At 62.2% G+C, this 19,554-nt stretch carries 24 protein-coding genes; 19 read left to right on the plus strand and 5 right to left on the minus strand.

What is annotated here, in order from left to right:
* The first annotated feature begins 55 nt into the window (after positions 1-55).
* The 11 genes from ACZ9XP_RS12525 (at position 56) to ACZ9XP_RS12575 (ending at position 11,104) form a co-directional block, all read left to right on the plus strand.
* A complete protein-coding gene (locus ACZ9XP_RS12525; RefSeq protein WP_147687743.1) occupies positions 56-799 on the plus strand; it encodes an amino acid ABC transporter permease in 744 nt (247 codons plus the stop codon).
* A 186-nt stretch (positions 800-985) separates the two neighbouring features.
* Positions 986-3,676, plus strand: coding sequence for a DNA gyrase subunit A (gene gyrA / locus ACZ9XP_RS12530; RefSeq protein WP_465188544.1), 2,691 nt, complete (start codon positions 986-988; stop codon positions 3,674-3,676).
* Positions 3,673-4,146, plus strand: coding sequence for a PaaI family thioesterase (locus tag ACZ9XP_RS12535; protein WP_147687747.1), 474 nt, complete (start codon positions 3,673-3,675; stop codon positions 4,144-4,146). The genes gyrA and ACZ9XP_RS12535 overlap by 4 nt, the downstream gene beginning before the upstream one ends.
* The gene (locus tag ACZ9XP_RS12540; protein ID WP_147687749.1) at positions 4,143-4,589 is read left to right on the plus strand and encodes a PaaI family thioesterase; all 447 of its coding nucleotides are present in this window, start codon (positions 4,143-4,145) and stop codon (positions 4,587-4,589) included. Before ACZ9XP_RS12535 ends, ACZ9XP_RS12540 begins: the two co-directional genes overlap by 4 nt.
* 63 nt (positions 4,590-4,652) lie before the next feature.
* Positions 4,653-5,738: a 3-phosphoserine/phosphohydroxythreonine transaminase gene (serC, locus tag ACZ9XP_RS12545; protein ID WP_147687751.1), complete on the plus strand. Its 1,086-nt coding sequence runs from the start codon at positions 4,653-4,655 to the stop codon at positions 5,736-5,738.
* A gap of 185 nt (positions 5,739-5,923) precedes the next feature.
* Entirely contained in the window at positions 5,924-7,141 is a 1,218-nt protein-coding gene (locus ACZ9XP_RS12550) for an MFS transporter (RefSeq protein WP_465188545.1), read from the plus strand.
* Positions 7,142-7,316: 175 nt separating this feature from the next.
* On the plus strand, positions 7,317-7,907 hold the full coding sequence (locus ACZ9XP_RS12555; RefSeq protein ID WP_147687755.1) for an O-methyltransferase: 591 nt from the start codon (positions 7,317-7,319) through the stop codon (positions 7,905-7,907).
* Positions 7,908-7,910: 3 nt separating this feature from the next.
* Positions 7,911-8,984, plus strand: coding sequence for a prephenate dehydratase (gene pheA, locus ACZ9XP_RS12560; protein WP_147687757.1), 1,074 nt, complete (start codon positions 7,911-7,913; stop codon positions 8,982-8,984).
* A 40-nt stretch (positions 8,985-9,024) separates the two neighbouring features.
* Positions 9,025-9,612 (plus strand): LOG family protein, encoded by a 588-nt coding sequence (locus ACZ9XP_RS12565; protein ID WP_017508300.1) that lies wholly within the window; start codon positions 9,025-9,027, stop codon positions 9,610-9,612.
* A 12-nt stretch (positions 9,613-9,624) separates the two neighbouring features.
* On the plus strand, positions 9,625-10,641 hold the full coding sequence (aroF, locus tag ACZ9XP_RS12570; protein ID WP_465188546.1) for a 3-deoxy-7-phosphoheptulonate synthase: 1,017 nt from the start codon (positions 9,625-9,627) through the stop codon (positions 10,639-10,641).
* Positions 10,642-10,654: 13 nt separating this feature from the next.
* The gene (locus ACZ9XP_RS12575) at positions 10,655-11,104 is read left to right on the plus strand and encodes an OsmC family protein (protein WP_147687761.1); all 450 of its coding nucleotides are present in this window, start codon (positions 10,655-10,657) and stop codon (positions 11,102-11,104) included.
* Between the two features lie 71 nt (positions 11,105-11,175).
* Here the strand turns inward: ACZ9XP_RS12575 and ACZ9XP_RS12580 are convergent, their stop codons facing one another.
* The 3 genes from ACZ9XP_RS12580 to dapF form a co-directional block, all read right to left on the minus strand.
* Positions 11,176-11,739 carry a hypothetical protein gene (locus ACZ9XP_RS12580; protein ID WP_147687763.1) on the minus strand — a complete coding sequence of 188 codons (564 nt, stop codon included), beginning with the start codon at positions 11,737-11,739 and terminating at the stop codon, positions 11,176-11,178.
* Positions 11,736-12,368: a DUF484 family protein gene (locus ACZ9XP_RS12585; protein ID WP_147687765.1), complete on the minus strand. Its 633-nt coding sequence runs from the start codon at positions 12,366-12,368 to the stop codon at positions 11,736-11,738. The genes ACZ9XP_RS12580 and ACZ9XP_RS12585 overlap by 4 nt, the downstream gene beginning before the upstream one ends.
* Before the next feature lie 93 nt (positions 12,369-12,461).
* Positions 12,462-13,292, minus strand: coding sequence for a diaminopimelate epimerase (gene dapF / locus ACZ9XP_RS12590; RefSeq protein ID WP_147687767.1), 831 nt, complete (start codon positions 13,290-13,292; stop codon positions 12,462-12,464).
* Positions 13,293-13,409: 117 nt separating this feature from the next.
* On the opposite strand from dapF, the gene ACZ9XP_RS12595 reads away from it, so the two are divergent.
* The 8 genes from ACZ9XP_RS12595 to ACZ9XP_RS12630 all read left to right on the plus strand — a co-directional run bounded on the left by ACZ9XP_RS12595 (position 13,410) and on the right by ACZ9XP_RS12630 (position 18,605).
* A complete protein-coding gene (locus ACZ9XP_RS12595) occupies positions 13,410-13,991 on the plus strand; it encodes a TetR/AcrR family transcriptional regulator (RefSeq protein WP_147687769.1) in 582 nt (193 codons plus the stop codon).
* A gap of 80 nt (positions 13,992-14,071) precedes the next feature.
* Positions 14,072-14,575 (plus strand): DUF4442 domain-containing protein, encoded by a 504-nt coding sequence (locus ACZ9XP_RS12600; RefSeq protein WP_147687770.1) that lies wholly within the window; start codon positions 14,072-14,074, stop codon positions 14,573-14,575.
* Between the two features lie 2 nt (positions 14,576-14,577).
* Complete coding sequence (locus tag ACZ9XP_RS12605; RefSeq protein WP_147687772.1) at positions 14,578-15,390, plus strand: crotonase/enoyl-CoA hydratase family protein; 813 nt, start codon at positions 14,578-14,580, stop codon at positions 15,388-15,390.
* A 130-nt stretch (positions 15,391-15,520) separates the two neighbouring features.
* On the plus strand, positions 15,521-15,907 hold the full coding sequence (crcB, locus tag ACZ9XP_RS12610) for a fluoride efflux transporter CrcB (RefSeq protein WP_147687775.1): 387 nt from the start codon (positions 15,521-15,523) through the stop codon (positions 15,905-15,907).
* A gap of 28 nt (positions 15,908-15,935) precedes the next feature.
* A complete protein-coding gene (gene mobB, locus ACZ9XP_RS12615; RefSeq protein ID WP_147687777.1) occupies positions 15,936-16,436 on the plus strand; it encodes a molybdopterin-guanine dinucleotide biosynthesis protein B in 501 nt (166 codons plus the stop codon).
* Positions 16,433-16,684 (plus strand): MoaD/ThiS family protein, encoded by a 252-nt coding sequence (locus ACZ9XP_RS12620; RefSeq protein WP_147687779.1) that lies wholly within the window; start codon positions 16,433-16,435, stop codon positions 16,682-16,684. Before mobB ends, ACZ9XP_RS12620 begins: the two co-directional genes overlap by 4 nt.
* A 1-nt stretch (position 16,685) precedes the next feature.
* Positions 16,686-17,144 (plus strand): molybdopterin synthase catalytic subunit, encoded by a 459-nt coding sequence (locus ACZ9XP_RS12625; protein ID WP_147687781.1) that lies wholly within the window; start codon positions 16,686-16,688, stop codon positions 17,142-17,144.
* Between the two features lie 42 nt (positions 17,145-17,186).
* Positions 17,187-18,605, plus strand: coding sequence for a GGDEF domain-containing protein (locus tag ACZ9XP_RS12630; RefSeq protein WP_147687783.1), 1,419 nt, complete (start codon positions 17,187-17,189; stop codon positions 18,603-18,605).
* On the opposite strand, the gene ACZ9XP_RS12635 is transcribed toward ACZ9XP_RS12630, so the two are convergent.
* Positions 18,584-19,315, minus strand: coding sequence for an HAD family hydrolase (locus ACZ9XP_RS12635; RefSeq protein ID WP_465188547.1), 732 nt, complete (start codon positions 19,313-19,315; stop codon positions 18,584-18,586). The two genes, ACZ9XP_RS12630 and ACZ9XP_RS12635, sit on opposite strands and share 22 nt — an antisense overlap.
* A complete protein-coding gene (locus tag ACZ9XP_RS12640) occupies positions 19,312-19,545 on the minus strand; it encodes a tautomerase family protein (RefSeq protein ID WP_147687787.1) in 234 nt (77 codons plus the stop codon). Before ACZ9XP_RS12640 ends, ACZ9XP_RS12635 begins: the two co-directional genes overlap by 4 nt.
* Between the last annotated feature and the right edge of the window lie 9 nt (positions 19,546-19,554).

Raw genomic sequence — 19,554 nt, forward strand, 5'->3', positions numbered from 1 at the left:
CGGCGGGTCTGCGGGCAGATCCGCCGTTTTCTTTTTATAAAGCCGGGAGCAGAGCATGGATTTCCGTTGGGGCATGATTGCCGATTACGCGCCTTTGTTTGTTGAAGGTGCAAAGATGACCGTAGGTATTACCCTGGTTGCCGTGGTGTTGGGTACCTTGATCGGTCTGTTTATGGGTATGGCACGTCTGGCAGAGGCCAAACATGGTGCGGCCAAGTATGTGTTGAAGTTTGGCGTGCGCTGGCCTTCTGCTGCGTATGTGGCATTTTTCCGTGGCACGCCGCTGTTTGTGCAAATTTTGCTGGTGCATTTTGCCTTGATGCCCATGCTGATTCACCCGGTGGATGGCGTGTTGATCGACGGCGAGCTGGCGCGTGACCTGCGTCAGAACTATGGTGCCTTCCTGTCGGGCCTGCTGGCGCTGACGCTGAATGCAGGTGCTTATATCACCGAGATTTTCCGTGCCGGCATTCAGTCTATTGACCGTGGCCAGATGGAGGCCGCGCGCTCGCTAGGCCTGAGCTATGGCCAGACCATGAAGTTTGTCATTGTGCCGCAGGCTTTCCGCCGCATGCTGCCACCGCTGGGCAACGAGGCCATCATGCTGCTGAAAGACAGCTCGCTGGTGTCGGCCATCGGTCTGGCCGAGCTGGCCTACGCGGCACGTACGGTAGCTGGGGTGTATTCGCGCTACTGGGAGCCGTATCTCACGATTTCGTTCATTTACCTGGCGCTGACCATGCTGATGGCGTGGGGTATTTCCCGCCTGGAGAAAAAGCTGCACATCGGCACGCGCTAAGCGGCTGCCAGGCAAAAGAAGCCCCCTGTTGCGATGGCCAGGGGGCTTTTGCATGGTGCGGGCTGTGCAATGTGCTGCAAAAAGCGCTTGCGCTATTTTTGCATGCCCGCTGCGCGCCGCCAGGGCTTGCCGGACATGGGTTTGTGGTAGAATGGGCGATATTTTTTGCCTCTGATACGGATTTCCATGACCGACCAGCTTTTTGCCAAGGAAACGCTTCCCATCAGCCTCGAAGAGGAGATGCGTCGTTCTTATCTCGATTACGCCATGAGCGTCATCGTGGGCCGTGCCCTGCCGGACGTGCGCGACGGCCTGAAGCCGGTACACCGCCGCGTGCTGTTTGCCATGCACGAACTGTCGAACGACTGGAACCGTGCCTACAAGAAGTCTGCCCGTATCGTGGGTGATGTGATCGGTAAATACCACCCGCACGGCGACAGCGCGGTGTACGACACCATCGTGCGTATGGCGCAGGACTTCAGCCTGCGCTACCCGCTGGTAGATGGCCAGGGTAACTTTGGCTCGGTGGATGGCGATAACGCCGCCGCGATGCGTTATACCGAAATCCGCATGGCGCGCATTGCGCACGAGCTGCTGGCCGATATCGACAAGGAAACCGTCGACTTCGGGCCGAACTACGACGGCTCCGAGCACGAGCCGCTGATTCTGCCTGCACGCATCCCGAACCTGCTGATTAACGGCAGCTCCGGTATTGCCGTGGGCATGGCGACCAATATTCCGCCGCACAATATCAGCGAAGTCATCGATGGCTGCTTGGCCTTGCTGGCCAATAGCGAGATGACCATCGACGAGCTGATCGACATCATCCCGGCGCCAGATTTCCCTACCGCCGGCATCATCTACGGTACCGCCGGCATCAAGGAAGCCTACCGCACCGGCCGTGGCCGCGCCATCATGCGCGCCCGTGTGCACTTTGAAGACATCGGCAAGGGCGACCGCCAGGCCATCATTGTGGACGAGATCCCGTACCAGGTGAACAAGGCCCGCCTGCTGGAGCGCATCAGCGAGCTGGTACGCGAAAAGCTGATCGAGGGCATTTCCGACCTGCGCGACGAATCGGACAAATCCGGTATGCGCGTGGTGATCGAGCTCAAACGTGGCGAAATGCCCGAAGTGGTACTGAACCACCTGTACAAGCTGACCCAGCTGCAGGATAGCTTCGGTATCAATATGGTGGCCCTGGTCGACGGCCAGCCGCGCTTGCTGAACCTGAAACAGATCATTGACGAATTCCTGCGCCATCGTCGCGAGGTGGTTACGCGCCGTACCATTTTCGAGCTGCGCAAAGCGCGCGAACGCGGTCATATCCTGGAAGGCCTGGCCGTGGCGCTGTCCAACGTGGACGACATTATTGCGCTGATCAAGGCATCCGAAGCCCCGCCACAAGCCAAGGCCGCCCTGCTGGGCCGCGCCTGGCGCTCCGAGCTGGTGGAAGGCATGCTGGCCCGCGTAGATCAGAGCCAGGCCCGCCCGGAAGGCCTGGCGGCCAACCTGGGCCTGCACGAAGACGGCTACTACCTGTCCGAAGCCCAAGCCCAGGCCATTCTGGACCTGCGTCTGCAGCGCCTGACCGGCCTGGAGCAAGACAAGATCGTGGGCGAATACCGCGAGATCATGGAAACCATTCTGGACCTGATCGACATCCTGGCGCGCCCGGAACGCATCAACCAGATCATCCACGACGAGCTGACTGCTATCCGCCTGCAATACGGCGACAAGCGCCGCTCCGAGATCGAGCCATTCGGCGGCGACATCAACATAGAAGACCTGATTACCCCGCAGGAAATGGTGGTAACCCTGTCGCATACCGGCTACCTGAAAGCGCAGCCGGTGGGCGACTACCAGGCGCAGCGCCGTGGCGGCCGTGGCAAACAGGCCGCGGCTACCAAGGACGACGACTTCATCAATACCCTGTTCGTGGCCAACACCCACGACTACGTGCTGTGCTTCTCCAGCTTTGGCCGCTGCTACTGGATCAAGGTGTACAACATGCCGCAAGGCGGCCGGACCAGCCGTGGCAAGCCCATCGTCAACGTGCTGCCGTTGCAGGATGGCGAAAAAATCAGCGCCATGCTGCCAGTCAAAGCCTTCACCGGTAACGAGCCGGAGCTGGACGACGACGCCGAGGTGAGCGACAAGGTTGAAGGCCCGTTCGTATTCATGTGTACCGGCAACGGCACCGTGAAGAAAACGCCGCTGGAGGCCTTCAGCCGCCCGCGTACCGCCGGCATCATTGCCGTGAAGCTGGACGAAGGCGACACCCTGGTGGGCGTGGCCCTGACCAGCGGTAGCGACCAGGTCATGCTGTTTAGCAACGCCGGCAAAGCCGTGCGCTTTGACGAAGCCAATGTGCGTGCCATGGGCCGTACCGCTGGCGGCGTGCGCGGCATGATGCTGGCCGACGGCCAGCAGGTGATTTCGCTGCTGGTGGCCAATAGCGATGAGCAGCAGGTGCTTACCGCCAGCGATGGTGGTTACGGCAAACGTACCCGCGTGGGTGAATTCCGCCAGACCAGCCGTGGTACCCAGGGCGTGATTGCCATGGACCTCACCGACAAAACCGGCCTGGGCCTGGTATCGGCCAGCCTGGTGGAAGACAGCGACGACGTGATGCTGATCACCACCGGCGGCGTGCTGATCCGTACCAAGGTAGACCAGATCCGCGAAACCGGCCGCTCGGCCCAAGGTGTGCGCCTGATCAACCTGGACGAAGGCGAGAAGCTGGTGTGCCTGGTGAAAGTGGCCGAAAGCGAAGACAGCAGCGAAGACAGTGGCGAGGCAGAAGCCGGTGCCGGGCTGGTAGCCGAAGAAGGCGCAGCACCGGCCGCCGAGGCAGGCGAGGGCGCGGCCGAATGAGTCATGCCGATGCGGCCAACCCCGAGGTGCTGAAGGCGATGGGCGAGCTGTTTGTCAGCTTGCCGCATTGCCGCACCCTGGGCTTTGAATACCTGGGTACCGTTGGCCGCAAGCCAACGCTGCGGGTACAGTGGCGCGAAGACCTGGTAGGCAACCCCGCCACCGGCGTGGTGCACGGCGGGGTGATTACCTCCATCGTCGACACCACCAGTGCGGTATCGGTGGCGGCCAATATGCAGGACTACGAAACCATCGCCACGCTGGACCTGCGCATCGACTACCTGAAGGCGGCTACCCCCGGCAAAGCGATCTACTGCACGGCAGAATGCTATCGCATGGCCAGCCAGATCGCCTTTACCCGCGCCGTGTGCTATCACGATTCACCGGATGACCCGATTGCCCACGGCGTGGCCACCTTCATGCGCGGCTCCAACCCCAAACCCATGCTGCAGGTGGAGGACAAGCCATGAGCCAGTTCATGGAAACCTTCGACCGCCTGCGTGACGAAAAGCGCTACGCCGAGGTGATTGCCTCCGTGCCGTATGCCCGCCTGATGGGCGTGGAATTTGGCGAAGGCGACGATGGCGAGCTGTTGTTTTCGTTGCCGTTTTACGAGCGCAATGTCGGCAACACCACCCTGCCTGCGCTGCATGGCGGGCTGATTGGCGGCTTTCTGGAAAACGCCGCGCTGCTGCACCTGATGTGGGGGCGCGAATCGCAGGAAGCCCCCAAGATTGTGGATTTTTCGCTGGACTACCTGCGCAGCGGCCGCGCGCAAACACTGTATGCCCGCTGCGAGATTACCAAGCAGGGCAAGCGGGTGGCGCACGTGTTGATTGAGGCATGGCAGGAAGACCGCAAGAAGCCGGTGGCGGTAGCGCGAGCGCATTTTCTGCTCAGCACCGGCAGCTAGACACAAAGCCACGCTGCGCGCGTGGCTTTTTCATTATCAGAGACAAAGAGACAGAGGTCTGACATGGCAAAGGTGTACAACTTTTCGGCTGGCCCCGCAGTACTGCCGCACGAAGTTCTGGCCACGGCGCAAGCCGAGTTGCTGGACTGGCACGGTTCCGGCATGTCGGTGATGGAAATGAGCCACCGCGGCAAAGAGTTCATGGAAATCATCCACGACGCCGAGCAAGACTTGCGCGAGCTGCTGCAGATTCCCGCCGGCTACAAAGTGTTGTTCATGCAGGGCGGTGCGTCGCAGCAGTTTTCCATGGTGCCGCTGAATCTGGCACCGGCGGACGGTGTGATCGACGTGCTGGATACCGGCCACTGGTCGCGCCTGGCGGTAAAAGAGGCCAAGCGTTATACCCAGGTGAATGTGGTGGCCAGTAGCGCCGACCGCCACTACGCTACCGTGCCGGCAGTCGATACCTGGCAGTGCCGCGCCGATGCGGCGTACTTCCACTACACCTCCAACGAAACTATCGGCGGCCTGCAATACAGTGCCATCCCCGACACCGGCAGCGTGCCGCTGGTGTGCGACATGTCGTCCGACTTCCTGTCGCGCGAGATCGATGTGTCCAAGTTTGGCCTGATCTACGCGGGCGCACAGAAGAACATCGGCCCGTCCGGCCTCACCGTGGTCATCGTGCGCGAAGACCTGCTGGGCCGTGCCCAGCCGCAAACGCCTACCATGCTGAACTATCAGGTGCACGCCGACGCCGACTCCATGTACAACACCCCGGCGACTTACCCGATCTACATCGCGGGCCTGGTGTTCAAATGGCTGAAAACCCAGGGTGGCATCAAAGGCATGGCGGCGCGTAATGAAGAAAAAGCCGGCCTGCTGTACCACGCCATCGACAGCAGCAACGGTTTCTACTACAGCCATATCGACGCGCCGTACCGCTCGAAGATGAACGTGGTATTCCGCCTGAAAGATGAGGCACTGGAAGAGCAGTTCCTGTCCGAAGCCAAGAAAAACGGCCTGGTACAGCTGAAAGGCCACCGCTCGGTAGGCGGCATGCGTGCCTCCATCTACAACGCCATGCCGATCGAAGGCGTGAAGGCGCTGGTGCATTTCATGCTGGACTTTGCCCGCCAGCACGGTTGATCACGCCAAAGGTTGGCCGCACGCCGGTGCGGCCGGTTAACGCAAAGCCCCTTCCCGCCAGGAAGGGGTTTTTGTTTGCCATGAGCACCGTTGTTCACTCCGCAGACAAGACTGTTTGCGCCGCGTGGCTGGCTTTGCTGCGGCATTATGTCGCATGATGTTGGCTACCCTTACGGAGAATGCCCATGCGTACCTTATCCCCACTCACCCTGTTATTGCTGGCTGCGGGTGCGATCGTGTCGATCAGCATGGGCGTGCGCCATGGTTTCGGGTTTTTTCTGCCGCCCATGACACAGGCCTTTGGCTGGACGCGCGAAACCTTCGCCCTGGCGCTGGGCCTGCAAAACCTGGTGTGGGGTGCCACGCAGCCGTTTGCCGGGGCCTTTGCCGACCGCCACGGGCCGGGCAAGGTGCTGTTGGCTGGTGGCTTGCTGTACGTGTTGGGCCTGGTGCTGATGACTGTGTCCAGCACCGGCTGGCTGCTGTCTGGTTCGGCCGGCCTGCTGCTGGGGCTGGCGCTATCGTGTACCACCTATAGCGTGGTGTTTTGCGTGATTGTGCGCGCCGTGCCGGACGCGCAGCGTTCCAGCGCCATGGGCATCACTGCGGCTGCCGGCTCGTTTGGCCAGTTCATGATGGTGCCTATCGAGCGCGGGCTGATTGATAGCCTGGGCTGGATCCCAGCCTTGCTGATTCTGGCGGGCATGGCGGCGGCGCTGTTGCCGCTGGCTGCCCCCATGGCTCGCGCCTACCGCAATGCACAGCCGGTGCCGGCGGCCACGGGCAGCATCTGGCAGGGGATGGTGGCGTCGTTTGCCCAGGCCTGGCAGCAGCGCTCTTTCCGTTTGCTGATGGCCGGCTATTTTGTGTGCGGTTTCCAGGTGGTGTTCATCGGTGTGCACTTGCCCGCCTATCTGCGCGACCACGGCCTGGCCGGTGGCGTGGCTAGCATGGCGCTGGCGCTGATCGGCCTGTTCAATATCGGCGGCACCTACACCGCCGGCAAGCTGGGCGGGCGCTACCCCAAGCCGTATTTGCTGGCGGGTATTTACTTTGCGCGCAGCGTGGTGATTGTGGCTTTCCTGCTGGCACCGCTTTCCAGCGTGTCGGTGGGGCTGTTTGCTGCGGCTATCGGCTTCTTGTGGCTGTCTACCGTGCCGCTGACCAACGGCGTGATTGTCAGCCTGTTTGGCGTGCGCAACCTGGGCATGCTGTCGGGTGCGGTGTTTTTCTCGCATCAGGTGGGCAGCTTTCTGGGCGTGTGGCTGGGCGGGCTGATTTATGACCGTACCGGTAGCTACGACATCGTGTGGGGCATGGCTATCGCACTGGGTTTGATGGCTGCTGCGGCCAACCTGCCGGTCAAAGAAGTGCCGGTGACAGTGGCCGGTGCGCAAGCATGAGGCTGCTGTTGGCCGCCGGCCTGTTCACGGTACTGTTGCTGGGTTTGTGGGCTTATGGCCGGCCCGCTTTTATCGTGGGCCTCGGTAATACCATCGCCAGCTGCTTCTGATGGCGCTGCACAGCCGTGGCTTTGCCCTTACACTAGGCGGGTATGCTTAATGAAAGGGGTGGGCCATGCTGACACCATCGATACTGCAGCGTTTGCAGCAGCTGTGGCAGGAGGGCGAGCACTTTGACGCCAGCCACAGCGAGCGGCGCGAAAAGCGCCTGAACATCACGCCGGACACCGGCAAATTCCTTTACCAGCTATCCCGCAGCCGCCGCGCGCGTACCGTGCTGGAAATCGGCACCAGCAACGGGTTTTCCACTGTGTGGCTGGGCCTGGCAGCCAAGGCGCACAAGGGCAGTGTGCTGACAGTAGACAGCTCGGCACACAAAACCGCGCTGGCGCGTGCCACGCTGGATGCCTTTGGTCTGCACGATGTGGTGAGCCTGCGTACGGGCGATGCGTTTTCCTTGCTGGCCGACGCCAATGACGAGTCGGTAGATTTGCTGTTTCTGGACGCCGATCGCGCAAGATATCAGGGTTATTGGCCGGAAATTACCCGCATTCTGGCGCCAGGCGGGCTGGTGGTGATGGATAATGCCCTGTCGCATGCTGCCGAGTGCGCGGATTTTATTGCGGCAGTGCTTGCGACACATGGCTATCTCGCGGAAACTTATCCTATCGGAAAAGGCCAATTTGTCATCCTGAAAGACCTCTGAATCGTGTCTGAAGACCTCCTCAAGCTCCATCGTGACGCTATCGACCAGATCGACGTCGACATTCTGCATCTTCTTAACCAGCGTGCGCAGCACGCGCGCGACATCGGCGAAATCAAGGGCGGCGGCATTATCTACCGCCCCGAGCGCGAAGCGCAGGTACTGCGCCGCATCAAGGCGCTGAACCCCGGCCCGTTGCCGGGCGAGTCCGTGGCCCGCCTGTTTCGTGAAATCATGTCCGAATGCCTGGCGCTGGAAAAACCCCTGTCCATTGCCTACCTGGGGCCGGAAGGCAGCTTTACCCAGCTGGCCACCCTCAAGCACTTTGGCCACGCTGCCCGCACCGTGGCCTGTGCGTCGATAGACGAGGCGTTCCGCCTGGTAGAGTCGCGCCAGCTGGACTACGTGGTGGCACCGGTAGAAAACTCCACCGAAGGCGCAGTTGGCCGCACGCTGGACCTGATGGTGAGCACCCCGCTGAAGATTTGCGGCGAAGTGGTGCTGCGCATCCACCACCACCTGCTGCGCAATGCACCGGCCATGGATGGTATCCGCCGCGTGTACGCCCACGCCCAGGCGCTGGCACAGTGCCACGAGTGGCTGAACAAAAACCTGCCGGCCCACGTGGAGCGCATTTCGGTAGCCAGTAATGCGGAAGCCGCCAGGTTGGCCGCAGAAGATGCCGACTGCGCCGCCATCGCCGGCCAGGCCGCTGCCGAGCGTTACAGCCTGGCCAAGCTGGCCGAGAACATCGAAGACGAGCCCAACAACACCACGCGTTTCCTGGTGCTGGGCCATCAGGAAGTGGGGCAGACCGCGCAGGACAAAACCTCCATTATTGTCTCGGCGCCAAACCGCCCGGGCGCGGTGCACTCGCTGCTGGAACCCTTGGCGGCCAACGGTGTGTCCATGACCAAGTTCGAGTCACGCCCGTCGCGTGCCGGGCTGTGGGACTACGTGTTCTTTATCGATATGGAAGGCCACCACAGCAGCGACAATATCGCGCAGGCACTGAAAGGCCTGGGCGAGCGCACATCGTTTGTCAAAGTGCTGGGCGCCTACCCGCAAGCCGTACTGTAATGACTGGGCTGCCGGCAGGCGGCCCGATAGAAAGCATCTCATGAGCATCCAGTCTGTTTGTCTGTTCTGCGGTTCCAATAGCGGTACCCGCGCTGCCTACACCCACGCTGCGCAAGAGCTGGGCCGCACCCTGGCGGCCCGCGCCATTACCCTGGTTTATGGTGGCGGCAATATCGGCCTGATGGGCGAGGCCGCCGACGCGGCGCTGGCCGCAGGTGGCCGTGTGGTGGGCGTGATTCCCGGCTTTCTGAAAGAAAAAGAAGTTGCGCACCATGGCCTGTCCGAGCTGCATGTCACGCAAACCATGCACGAGCGCAAGGCGCTGATGGAAGACCTGTCCGGCGGCTTCATTGCGCTGCCGGGTGGCTTTGGCACCTACGACGAGCTGTTCGAAATGCTGACCTGGGCGCAGCTGTCGGTGCATAGCAAACCCATCGGTCTGCTGAACGTGGATGGTTTCTTTGACCCCCTGCTGGCCATGGTGAAACACGGCGTAAACGAGGGCTTTGTACGAGAAAGCCATCTGTCGCTGTTTGTGGTGGCCGATACGCTGCCCGAGCTGCTGGATGCCATGAACCACTACCGTGGTGCGCCCGAGGGCAAGTGGCTGTCGCATGACAACATCTAGCCGGAGCGCGGCATGATTATCGTAATGCACGGCCGGGCCAACCCCGCCCATATCGATGCGGTGGTGGCCAAGATTCGCGCTGCCGGTTTGGCCGAACACCTGTCGCGTGGCACCGAGCGTACCATTATCGGTGCGGTGGGCGATGAGCGCGTGCTGTCTGCGGATATGTTTGAAACCATGCCCGGCGTGGAACGTGCCATTCGCGTATTGAAGGACTACCGCATCGTCTCGCGCGAGGTCAAACCGGACAATAGTGTGGTGTCAGTGCGCGGCGTGCAGCTGGGCGGTAGCGCCATCCAGCTGATAGCCGGGCCCAGCGCCATCGAAAGCGCAGCGCAGATGCAGGCACTGGCTGCCCGCCTGCGCCACAGCGGCGTGAGCCTGCTGCGTGGCGGCGCCTACAAGCCACGCACCAGCCCGTATGCCTTTCAGGGCGTAGGCGAGGCGGGGCTGGGGTATTTGCAGCAGGCTGCACGTATCCAGGCCATGCCCATGGTGAGCGAGCTGCTGGACGTGCGCCAGCTGGATACTTTTCTGGAATACGACGTAGACGTGATCCAGATCGGCCCGCGCAATATGCAAAACGCCGAGCTGCTGAAAGAGGTTGGCCGCATCAACAAACCGGTGCTGCTGCACCGTGGTGTGGCGTCTACGCTGAGCGAGTGGCTGATGGCTGCCGAGTACATCGCGGTGGGCGGCAACCACAATATCGTCTTCTGCGAGCGCGGTATCCGCAGCTTCGATACCGCTAGCCGCCATGCGCTGGATATCAGCGCCATCCCGCTGCTGAAACGCGAAACCCACCTGCCGGTGCTGGTGGACCCCAGCCATGCCGGCGGGCGCGCCAGCCTGGTGGCGCCGCTGGCCTGCGCTGCCATTGCTGCGGGTGCTGATGGTCTATTGCTGGAAGTGCACAACGACCCGCAACAAGCCTGGTGCGACGCCGAGCAGGCGATTACCCCGGACGTACTGGATGAACTGCTGGCGACGCTGCGGCCACTGGCGGCCGTAGTGGGGCGCACGCTGTAAGCAAGGAGAGCACATGTCCGACCATGCCCGTGTCACACTGACTCAGCTGGAAAACTACCGCTTCGACAACCATTTCGATGGCGGCCATACGCTGGTCACAGACGAGCCGGCGCCACTGGGTAGCGATACCGGCCCCTCGCCATCGCAGCTGCTGGTGGGGGCGGTGGCTAATTGTCTGAGTGCCAGCCTGCTGTTTGCCGCTCGCAAGTACCGCATCAACCTGGAGCCGCTCAGCTGCGAGGCCAGTGCCGAGATTGGCCGTAATGCGCAAAACCGCCTGCGTGTGCTGGGTATAACGGTGACGCTACGCTGCGGTACGCCGGCAGCTGGCCAGGCGCAGCTGTCGCGCCTGCTGGATACCTTTGAAGACTTCTGCACGGTAACGCAGAGTGTGGCTGCGGCGATTCCGGTCAGCCTGACCGTACTGGACGCCGACGGCACTGTGTTGAAAGCGCCGGCCTGACCCTGCTTGCGATGTGTGCAAAGCCATGAAAAAACCCGCCAAGGCGGGTTTTTTCATGGTGGCTACCGTTATCAGAAATGCCGCAGCATCAGCGGTACGCTGAGCTCGGCCATCCAGCCCAGCAGGAGCGGGGCGGCCAGCGTGGCGGCGACGACGGCTAGCCAGGAAAAGCCGTGTTGGCCGCGGCACAGTTTCAGGCACAGGCGGTAGATCAGGTAGGCGCCGGTGGCGACCAGCGGCGGCAGCATGGTGTAGGCCTGCGCCGGGCGGCCGGACAGCAGTGGCGTAAGCAGCAGCACGCCAGCGTGCATGCACAGCTGGGATAGCACATAGATGCTCAACAGCGGCGGTATGCCTTCCAGCCGCAGCCCGTTGCGGCCAACCTTCAGCGTAGCCAGCGCTAGCAGCAGCGCCCCCACGCCAGCCCAAGCATAAGGGTAGAGGAAAGGCAGCCAGACCGGCACCATGGGCAAGGTAGGCAGGGCCAGGCGGCACAGCAGGCCCAGTACCAGGTACGACAGGGCAAAGCTCAGCACCGCCGGCAGGCTGTCGCTGGCGATAAGCCGCCACAGTGCGTGCAGGGTGTACAGCACCAGGGGTAACAGCAGCAGTGCGCTGGACAGGGTAGGGCTCATGCTTTCAGGGCGCGCAGCATGGCCAGCGAGATCAGCTCGCCCATTTGCGCCAGGTAGTGCGTTTGCATGTCAAAGGTAAAGCGCTGGGCGTCGTCGCTGGCAATGACCACCATGCCGAACGGCTCGGTGCCTTCGCGCAGGGCCAGCTGCGCAAACGATTGCAGCACGGGTACGGCCGGGAACCAGCTGATGATTTCGTCGTTGGCGTACGGGCCGCAATAGGGTGCAGACAGGTTGCCCGCCAGCAGGCGCACATCCTGGCGGGCGTTGTACAGCCCGGTGTCGGCAGCGGCGTCGTGCCACAGCCGCACGGCTACGCGGTTCAGGCCAAAGTGTTCGGCAAATACCTGCAGGATGGCGCTGTGCACCTCGTCCACGCTGCCGGCTTTCATCAGGGCCAGGCTCAGCTTGTGCGTGCGCGCCAGGGTCTGGTCGTTTTGCTCGCCGTGGCGTACCAGCTGGGTCAGGCGCGCTTCCAGCTGGCGGTTGCGGTCTTTCAGGTCCAGCAGCTGGCGGTCGGCAAACGAGACCACGCGGTCTTGTACCGGCTTGAGCCCGTAGCGCAGGGCGTGGCTGGATAAAAAGTCCGGGTTGGCGTCCAGATAGGCCAGTACGTCATCAGCTTCCACTACAGCACTCCTTTGCAAAACAGTGTTGGGGGTGACGGCACGCTACACGCCGGGCGCGGTGGCAGCGTTGATCTGCCGCAGCACCTGGCCGCGTCAGACTTCGATTTCGCCGGTGAATACCGTTACGGCCGGGCCGGTCATGCGTACCGGGTGGCCGTCGCCCAGCCATTCGATCTGCAGCTTCCCGCCGCGGGTGTGTACGGTTACCTTGCTGTCCAGCAGGCCGCGGCGTATGCCCGCTACCACGGCGGCGCAAGCGCCGGTGCCGCAGGCCTGGGTTTCGCCTGCGCCACGCTCGTAGACGCGCAGGCGGATTTCACTGCGGCCAACAATCTGCATGAAGCCGGCGTTAACGCGCTCCGGGAAGCGGCTATGGTGTTCGATGAGCGGGCCTTGCGTGGCGACCGGCGCGGTATCTACATGGCTGACTACCTGCACGGCGTGCGGGTTCCCCATCGATACCACGGTGATGTCGATAGATTCGTCCCCCACTTGCAACGGGTGGGTAATGGCATCGCCCTCGGCCACAAAAGGAATTTGCAGCGGTGCAAACCGCGGTGCGCCCATGTCTACCGTAATGAGGCCGCCTTCGCCCAGCTCTGGCACGATCACGCCACGCGCGGTTTCCACGCGGATGGCGCGCTTGTTGGACAGGCGTTGTTCGGTAACAAACTTGACAAAACAGCGCGCGCCGTTGCCGCACTGTTCTACCTCGCTACCGTCGTTGTTGAAAATGCGGTAGCGGAAATCGTTTTCTTGCGACTGCGGGGCTTCTACCAGCAGCAGCTGGTCAAAGCCGATGCCCAGATGGCGGTCTCCCAGCTGGCGCAGGCGGTCGGCTGTCAGGGTGACGGTTTGTCGTACGCCATCAATGACCACAAAGTCATTGCCCAGGCCGTGCATTTTGCTGAACTTGAGTTTCATTGAATTTACCGCGTGTAATCAGGCAATTTGGCCACCATCATAACGTATTCGGCATGCCTGTCCATGGCTGGCGGTGGCCGGATTGACACCTTACTGACCAGTAAGTAGAGTCGCGGCATGAAGCCTGAAACCGATGCCCGTACCGATACGCGCAAGAAAATCCTGGACCTGGCCGAGGTGCTGATGCTCTCGCGCGGGTTCAATGCCTTTAGCTATCAACACATTAGCGGTGAGCTGGGGGTGCGCAACGCTGCCATCCACTACCATTTCCCCAAGAAAACCGACCTTGGCGTGGCCCTGATCGAGCGCTACCGCCGCCGCTTTGCCCGCTATGTCGAGGCGCAGGCCGAGCTGCCGCCGCCGGCACAGCTGGACCGCTACTTTTCCCTGGCGGATGCCTACTATGACAAGCAGCAAATCTGCCCTAGCGGCATCCTGTCGGCCGAGCTGCACACGCTGCCGCCGGAAATGCGCCAGAGTACCGCCAGTTTTGTAGAAGAAATGCGCACTTGGGCGGTGGATATCGTGCGCCGTGGCCAGGCAGCGGGGGCCATGCATTACGTGGGCACGCCGGAAGGCATGGGCACCATTGTATTTGCCGCCATGCAGGGTAGCCTGCAGCTGGCACGGCTGGACGGTAGTGCGCTGGACGAGGTAAAGCAGCAAATCCGCCTGCTGCTGGGCATGGCGCAGGCGTAATCAAGGAGGCGGGCTGGCCATAGCCTCGCCCCGTTTATAAGGCTGCCCGAGCAGCCATCGACAACACGAGAAGGGCAATCATGACAACAGCAAAAAACAGTATGTGCCGTATGGTGGACAAAACCGCCAGCCTGCCGGCCGGGATGCGTTCCTGGGTTATTACCCGCATGTTTGGCAAGTTTGTACCGTTTCTGGGTACCGCCGGCCTGGTGTTCGAGGAAGTTGGCCGCGAGCGCATGGTGGTCAGCGTAAAAAACCGCAAAAAGGTACAAAACCATATTAAAGGCCTGCACGCCGCTGCCATGGCGCTGCTGGCCGAAACCGCGTCGGGCTTTGTGGTGGGCATGAACGTGCCGGACGACAAGCTGATGCTGCTCAAATCCATGAAGGTCAGCTACTACAAGCGCGCCCAGGGCGATATGCGCGCCGTGGCCACGCTGAATGCCGACCAGGTACAGCGCATGTTTGTGGAAGACAAAGGCGACGTACTGGTGGATGTGGTGGTGACCGACGAATCGGGTGAATCGCCCATCGTGTGCGAGATGGTATGGGCCTGGGTGCCCAAGAAACGCAAGGAGGCCTGAGCATGAGCTACACCACCTTGCAGCTGACGCAACACGGTGCCGTGGCGCATGTGGCGCTGAACCGCCCGGACAAAGCCAACTCGCTGAACGAGGCCATGTGGCAAGAGCTGCAGCAGGCCATGGAATGGTGTGATGCCGAGCCCGGTGTGCGCGCCGTGGTGCTGTCGGGTAATGGCAAGCATTTCTGCGCTGGTATCGATCTGTCCATGCTGATGAATATGCAAAGCGCTATCGAGGATGCCTGCGAGGCGCGCAAGCGTGACAAGCTGCGCCGCATCATCCTGGGGCTGCAGGCCAATGTCAGCAGCCTGGAGCTGTGCCGCAAGCCGGTGATTGCCGCCATTCATGGCGCTTGTGTCGGCGGGGCGCTGGATATTGTGTTGGCCGCAGACATCCGCCTGGCTGCCGAAAACGCCGTGTTCAGCGTGCGCGAGGTAGACGTGGGCATGGTGGCCGACGTGGGTACGCTGCAGCGCCTGGGGCGCGTGGTAGGCGAGGGCAATGCGCGCGAGATGGCGCTGACCGCGCGAGACGTGAAAGCGGCCGAGGCTGCCAGCCTGCACCTGGTGAACCGTGTCCTGCCCGATGCGGCTGCCGTGCTGGCCGCCGCCATGGACATGGCCACGGCCATTGCCGCCAAATCGCCGCTGGCGGTACAGGGCACCAAAGAAGTGCTGAACTACAGTCGCGACCACAGCGTAGCCGACGGCCTGAACCACGTGGCCAACTGGAACGCGGCCATGCTGATGTCGGAAGATATTCAGCTGGCGGTGATGGCCGCGGTCACCGGCCAGCCGGCGGTATATCGCGACTAACGCAGCGTGGCGGGTTGGCCGCATCAAACCAAAGCCCTGTTGCTATGCAGCAGGGCTTTTTGCTGCTGGCTTGGCGGCGCAGGCCATGCTGGGCTAAAGTGGCAGCCTGATTCATTGCCGGGGTGTGCGTGTGCTGGCCATTTTGTCTATCAGTGTGGGTGCGGCGCTGGGTGCGGTGCTGCGCTGGCTGCTGTCTGTGTCGCTGAATGCGCTGTTTCCCGCGCTGCCGCCCGGCACCCTGGTGGCCAACCTGATCGGTGCCTACCTGATCGGCGTGGCGTTGGCCATTTTTGCAGCCAACCCTCAGCTGGCACCAGCATGGCGGCTGTTTGTGATCACCGGTTTTCTGGGCGGGCTCACCACGTTTTCCACCTTTTCGGCCGAGTCGGTCACGCTGCTGCAGCAAGGGCGCTGGGCCTGGGCGCTGGCGCATATCGGCAGCCATCTGGCTGGCTCTTTATTGATGACGGGCCTGGGGCTGGCCAGCGTGCAGCTGCTGCGCCATGCCACGCGCTGAGCCTGCCCCGGCTTTATGGCAAGAAAGCATGAACATGCAAACAGTACTGGGTGTGGCCGGCTGGTCTGGCAGTGGCAAGACCACCTTGCTGGAGCAGCTGTTGCCGCGCTGGTGTCAGGCCGGCCTGCAGGTGTCGGTGATCAAGCATAGCCACCACCGCCTGGATTTTGATACGCCGGGCAAGGATAGCTACCGGCACCGGGTTGCCGGTGCTGCGCAGGTGATGCTGCTGGGCGAGCAGGGCCTGGCCGTTTATGAAGACCTTGCCACACCGCCCGATCTGGCGGCGCAGCTGGCCAGGCTGCAACCGGTAGACCTGGTGGTGCTGGAAGGCCAGAAGTGGCTACCCATCCCGAAAATAGAGGTATACCGCGCCGCGCTGGGCAAACCGCTGCTACAGCCGGACGATCCGAACATCATGGCGGTAGCCAGTGATACGGCGCTCGACCTGCCCGTCCCCTGCCTGCCGCTGAACCATACCGATGCCATCGCCGATTTTGTCTTGTGCTGGCTGAAGGAGAACAAGTGAACATACGCGTACTGTATTTTGGCCGCCTGAAAGACACCGCCGGGTGTAGTGAAGAACAACTGCCGTGGGCGGGCGGCAGTACGGCCGCCTTGCTGGCCCAGCTGCGTGCCCGTGGCGATAGCTGGGCGCAGGCCTTGGCCGAGGGCCAGGTGTTTCGCCTGGTGGTGAACCAGCAGGTGGTGCGTGGCGAGGCTGACATTCCGCCAGGGGCCGAGGTGGGGATTCTGCCACCAGTCACGGGGGGCTAGCATGCATTGCCATATCAGCATCCAGACCGGGGGTTTTGACCTGGCCGCCGAAGAAGCTGCCTTGCGTCAGCATGCCGGCGACGCTGGGGCACTGGTGGCTTTTCAGGGCATGGTGCGTGCCCACGATGCCGCCATACCGTTGGCCGCACTATTTCTGGAACATTACCCCGGCGTGACCGAGGCAGAGATCCAGCGCATAGCCGATGATGCCGCGCAGCGTTGGCCGCTCTCTGCGGTGCGGGTAATCCACCGTGTCGGCAGCCTGACACCGGGCGAGCAGATCGTGCTGGTGCTGGTAGCCTCCGGCCACCGCAAGGCCGCTTTTGCCGCAGCCGAGTACCTGATGGACTACCTGAAAACCGAAGCGCCGTTCTGGAAGCGCGAAGACTTTGTGGATGGCAGCCGCCGCTGGGTGGATGCCAAAGCCAGTGATGACGCCGCCGCCGCACGCTGGGCCTAAGCCAGGCTCGCCGCGATCAGTAGCCTGCCTATAGGACTGAGCATGAGCGCCGCACAGAAAAACCTGGACCGCTTGCAGTGGCTGTTCATCTGCACGCTGTTACTGTTTGCGGTGTTCACCGCCACCTTTGCCCTGTATGTGTTTACCGAGTGGCGGCTGGACCAGGCCAACGAGCGGCGTTATCAGTCCTACCTGCTGGCCGACGAGCTGCGCCAGTCATCCGACGACCTAACCCGCATGGTGCGCAGCTATGTGGCCACCGGCAACCCGAAATACCGCCAGTATTTTCATGAAATCATCGCCATCCGCGATGGCACCATCGCCCGTCCGCTGCATTACAACCGCATTTACTGGGACCTGGTCTACCCGCGTAATGACAGGCCCAAGCCCGCAGGTGAAAAAGCCAGCCTGATGTCACTGATGCAAGCCGCGCGGTTTTCCAGCCAGGAGTTTGCCCGCCTGGCACAAGCAAAGCGCCAGTCCGATAGCCTGATCCGCGTTGAGTTGGCCGCCATGGGCATGGTGGCGCGCAGCGACAGCCTGCCTGCCAGCCAGGCTGCAGCACTCAGGGCACAGGCCCTGCAAATGGTGTCGGATGAGCGCTACATGCTGGCCAAGGCGCGCATCATGCGGCCTATCGACGAGTTCTATCAGCTGATCGAGCAGCGCACGCTGTTTGAGGTACAGCAAGCGGCCATGCAGGCCAGGCTGGTGCGCTTTGTCTTTCTGCTGGTCACCGCCGGCTTGTGCTTGCTATTGCTGCGTATGCGCAGCTACAGCCGCGATGTGCTGGGCGGCAGCCTGCGCCAGCTGTACAGCTATATCGTGCATATCGGCGATGCCCATACCCAGCCCGCCCAGCCGGCCGAGGCCGACACCATACTGGGCTGGCTGGCGCGTACCGACACCCGCTTGCGTGAGCTGGCACAGCAGCAAACGCAGGTGCAGCAGCAGCTGGCACGCCAGGCACATACCGACGCACTAACCGGCCTGGCCAACCGCCGCGCGCTGATTGCCAGCCTGCAAGCCTGGGTACAGCAGCCACCCGCGCAGCCCTGGGCCTTGGCGTACCTGGATCTGGATGGCTTCAAACCAGTAAACGACCACTACGGCCACGCCGCAGGCGATGCCTTGTTGCAGCACATCGCCAGCCAGCTGCAGCAGTGGCAACCTGCCGCGCAGTGCGCCGCGCGCATGGGGGGCGACGAGTTCGTGCTATTGCTGGTTGGGCCGCAAGACTACGCCCAGGCCATGCAGCAGTTGGCCGCACAGCTTGGCTTGCCACAGCAGCTGGATGGCCACGCTGTCCAGGTGTCGGTCAGCATCGGCCTGGCGTGTTTTGCTGCCGGCCCGGCACCGGGGGCCGACGAGGTGCTGCGCCGGGCGGACATGGCGATGTACCGGGCCAAAGCCGCAGGCAAGCGCAGCGTGTGTGTCTATCAGCCGGATGTACTGTCCTGAGTTGCCTGCGGCTGGCCGTCATCACTTGCAGGCTGTGTCCGCAAGATATCCAAACCCTTCAGCCGTGCCAGATCCTCCAGCCGCGGGTTGCCCCCCAGCAGTACGCCATGGCCGACAGCCGTGAGCATGGCAAAGTCGGAATAGTCGTCGCCAAACGCCCAGCAGGTTTGTGGATGGGTACCGTGTGCTTGTAAAAAGTCCAGCATGGCCGTGGCTTTGCCTGCACCAATGGTTTGCGGTGGTGCGATGCGCCCGCTATAGCACTGGCCGCTCTCCAGCAGTGTGGTGCACAGGATGTGCCTTACACTCAAGGTGTCTGCAATCGGTGCCAGCACCGCGCGGAACGAGCCGGACACCAGAACCGGTGTGAGCCCGTCTTGCTGTAAACGCTGCAATTCGGTGTGTGTCTGCGTAATGAAAAAGCCCTGGCGATGGCGATGCTGCTCGAACCATGACTGAGCGCACTCGGCTACTTCGCTTATCTTGCGACCGGCAAAGAAGGTGTAATAACGCCGGTTGATGGCCTCTCGGCTTTCGCCATTGCGCGCCAGGGTATCCAGAATGGCGCAGATATCCTCGTACTCCTGCGGGGCGGCCCGGCCCTGAGCCGGTAGCCAGTGCTGGTACCAGTAGTCGTGAAAGCTGAACATGCTTTTGAGGTTGATCAGCGTGTTGTCGACATCAAAAAAGGCAAAGCGTGGCGTGTTCATGGCAGGTGTCCTGCGGCAGGTGGCTGGCGGCTTCGGGCGGCAAAGTCGGGCTCGCACCCCAGAATGCCGCCCTCTGCCCAGCGGCTGGTGGGGATTTCGCTGATGTAGACGGTGATGCGGTCCAGCGGTGCGCCGCTTATCTCGTGCAGCGTGCGGGTCAGGGCGGCTACCAGCTGTCGGCTTTTTTCATCGCCCAGGCCGGGCCAGGTGGTCAGGTGAAGAATGGGCATGGTGTGCTC

Source organism: Vogesella perlucida, from assembly GCF_979366545.1.

Excerpts from the sequence above, each read along its gene's own strand:
- mobB (WP_147687777.1), top strand. The coding sequence starts at position 15,936 with ATGAACATGCAAACAGTACTGGGTGTGGCCGGCTGGTCTGGCAGTGGC.
- ACZ9XP_RS12580 (WP_147687763.1), bottom strand. The coding sequence starts at position 11,739 with ATGAGCCCTACCCTGTCCAGCGCACTGCTGCTGTTACCCCTGGTGCTG.
- serC (WP_147687751.1), top strand. The coding sequence starts at position 4,653 with ATGGCAAAGGTGTACAACTTTTCGGCTGGCCCCGCAGTACTGCCGCAC.
- gyrA (WP_465188544.1), top strand. The coding sequence starts at position 986 with ATGACCGACCAGCTTTTTGCCAAGGAAACGCTTCCCATCAGCCTCGAA.
- ACZ9XP_RS12540 (WP_147687749.1), top strand. The coding sequence starts at position 4,143 with ATGAGCCAGTTCATGGAAACCTTCGACCGCCTGCGTGACGAAAAGCGC.
- ACZ9XP_RS12525 (WP_147687743.1), top strand. The coding sequence starts at position 56 with ATGGATTTCCGTTGGGGCATGATTGCCGATTACGCGCCTTTGTTTGTT.
- ACZ9XP_RS12575 (WP_147687761.1), top strand. The coding sequence starts at position 10,655 with ATGTCCGACCATGCCCGTGTCACACTGACTCAGCTGGAAAACTACCGC.
- ACZ9XP_RS12565 (WP_017508300.1), top strand. The coding sequence starts at position 9,025 with ATGAGCATCCAGTCTGTTTGTCTGTTCTGCGGTTCCAATAGCGGTACC.
- ACZ9XP_RS12600 (WP_147687770.1), top strand. The coding sequence starts at position 14,072 with ATGACAACAGCAAAAAACAGTATGTGCCGTATGGTGGACAAAACCGCC.
- ACZ9XP_RS12535 (WP_147687747.1), top strand. The coding sequence starts at position 3,673 with ATGAGTCATGCCGATGCGGCCAACCCCGAGGTGCTGAAGGCGATGGGC.
- ACZ9XP_RS12635 (WP_465188547.1), bottom strand. The coding sequence starts at position 19,315 with ATGAACACGCCACGCTTTGCCTTTTTTGATGTCGACAACACGCTGATC.
- ACZ9XP_RS12595 (WP_147687769.1), top strand. The coding sequence starts at position 13,410 with ATGAAGCCTGAAACCGATGCCCGTACCGATACGCGCAAGAAAATCCTG.
- ACZ9XP_RS12640 (WP_147687787.1), bottom strand. The coding sequence starts at position 19,545 with ATGCCCATTCTTCACCTGACCACCTGGCCCGGCCTGGGCGATGAAAAA.
- aroF (WP_465188546.1), top strand. The coding sequence starts at position 9,625 with ATGATTATCGTAATGCACGGCCGGGCCAACCCCGCCCATATCGATGCG.
- ACZ9XP_RS12555 (WP_147687755.1), top strand. The coding sequence starts at position 7,317 with ATGCTGACACCATCGATACTGCAGCGTTTGCAGCAGCTGTGGCAGGAG.
- ACZ9XP_RS12550 (WP_465188545.1), top strand. The coding sequence starts at position 5,924 with ATGCGTACCTTATCCCCACTCACCCTGTTATTGCTGGCTGCGGGTGCG.
- dapF (WP_147687767.1), bottom strand. The coding sequence starts at position 13,292 with ATGAAACTCAAGTTCAGCAAAATGCACGGCCTGGGCAATGACTTTGTG.
- ACZ9XP_RS12625 (WP_147687781.1), top strand. The coding sequence starts at position 16,686 with ATGCATTGCCATATCAGCATCCAGACCGGGGGTTTTGACCTGGCCGCC.
- ACZ9XP_RS12630 (WP_147687783.1), top strand. The coding sequence starts at position 17,187 with ATGAGCGCCGCACAGAAAAACCTGGACCGCTTGCAGTGGCTGTTCATC.
- ACZ9XP_RS12605 (WP_147687772.1), top strand. The coding sequence starts at position 14,578 with ATGAGCTACACCACCTTGCAGCTGACGCAACACGGTGCCGTGGCGCAT.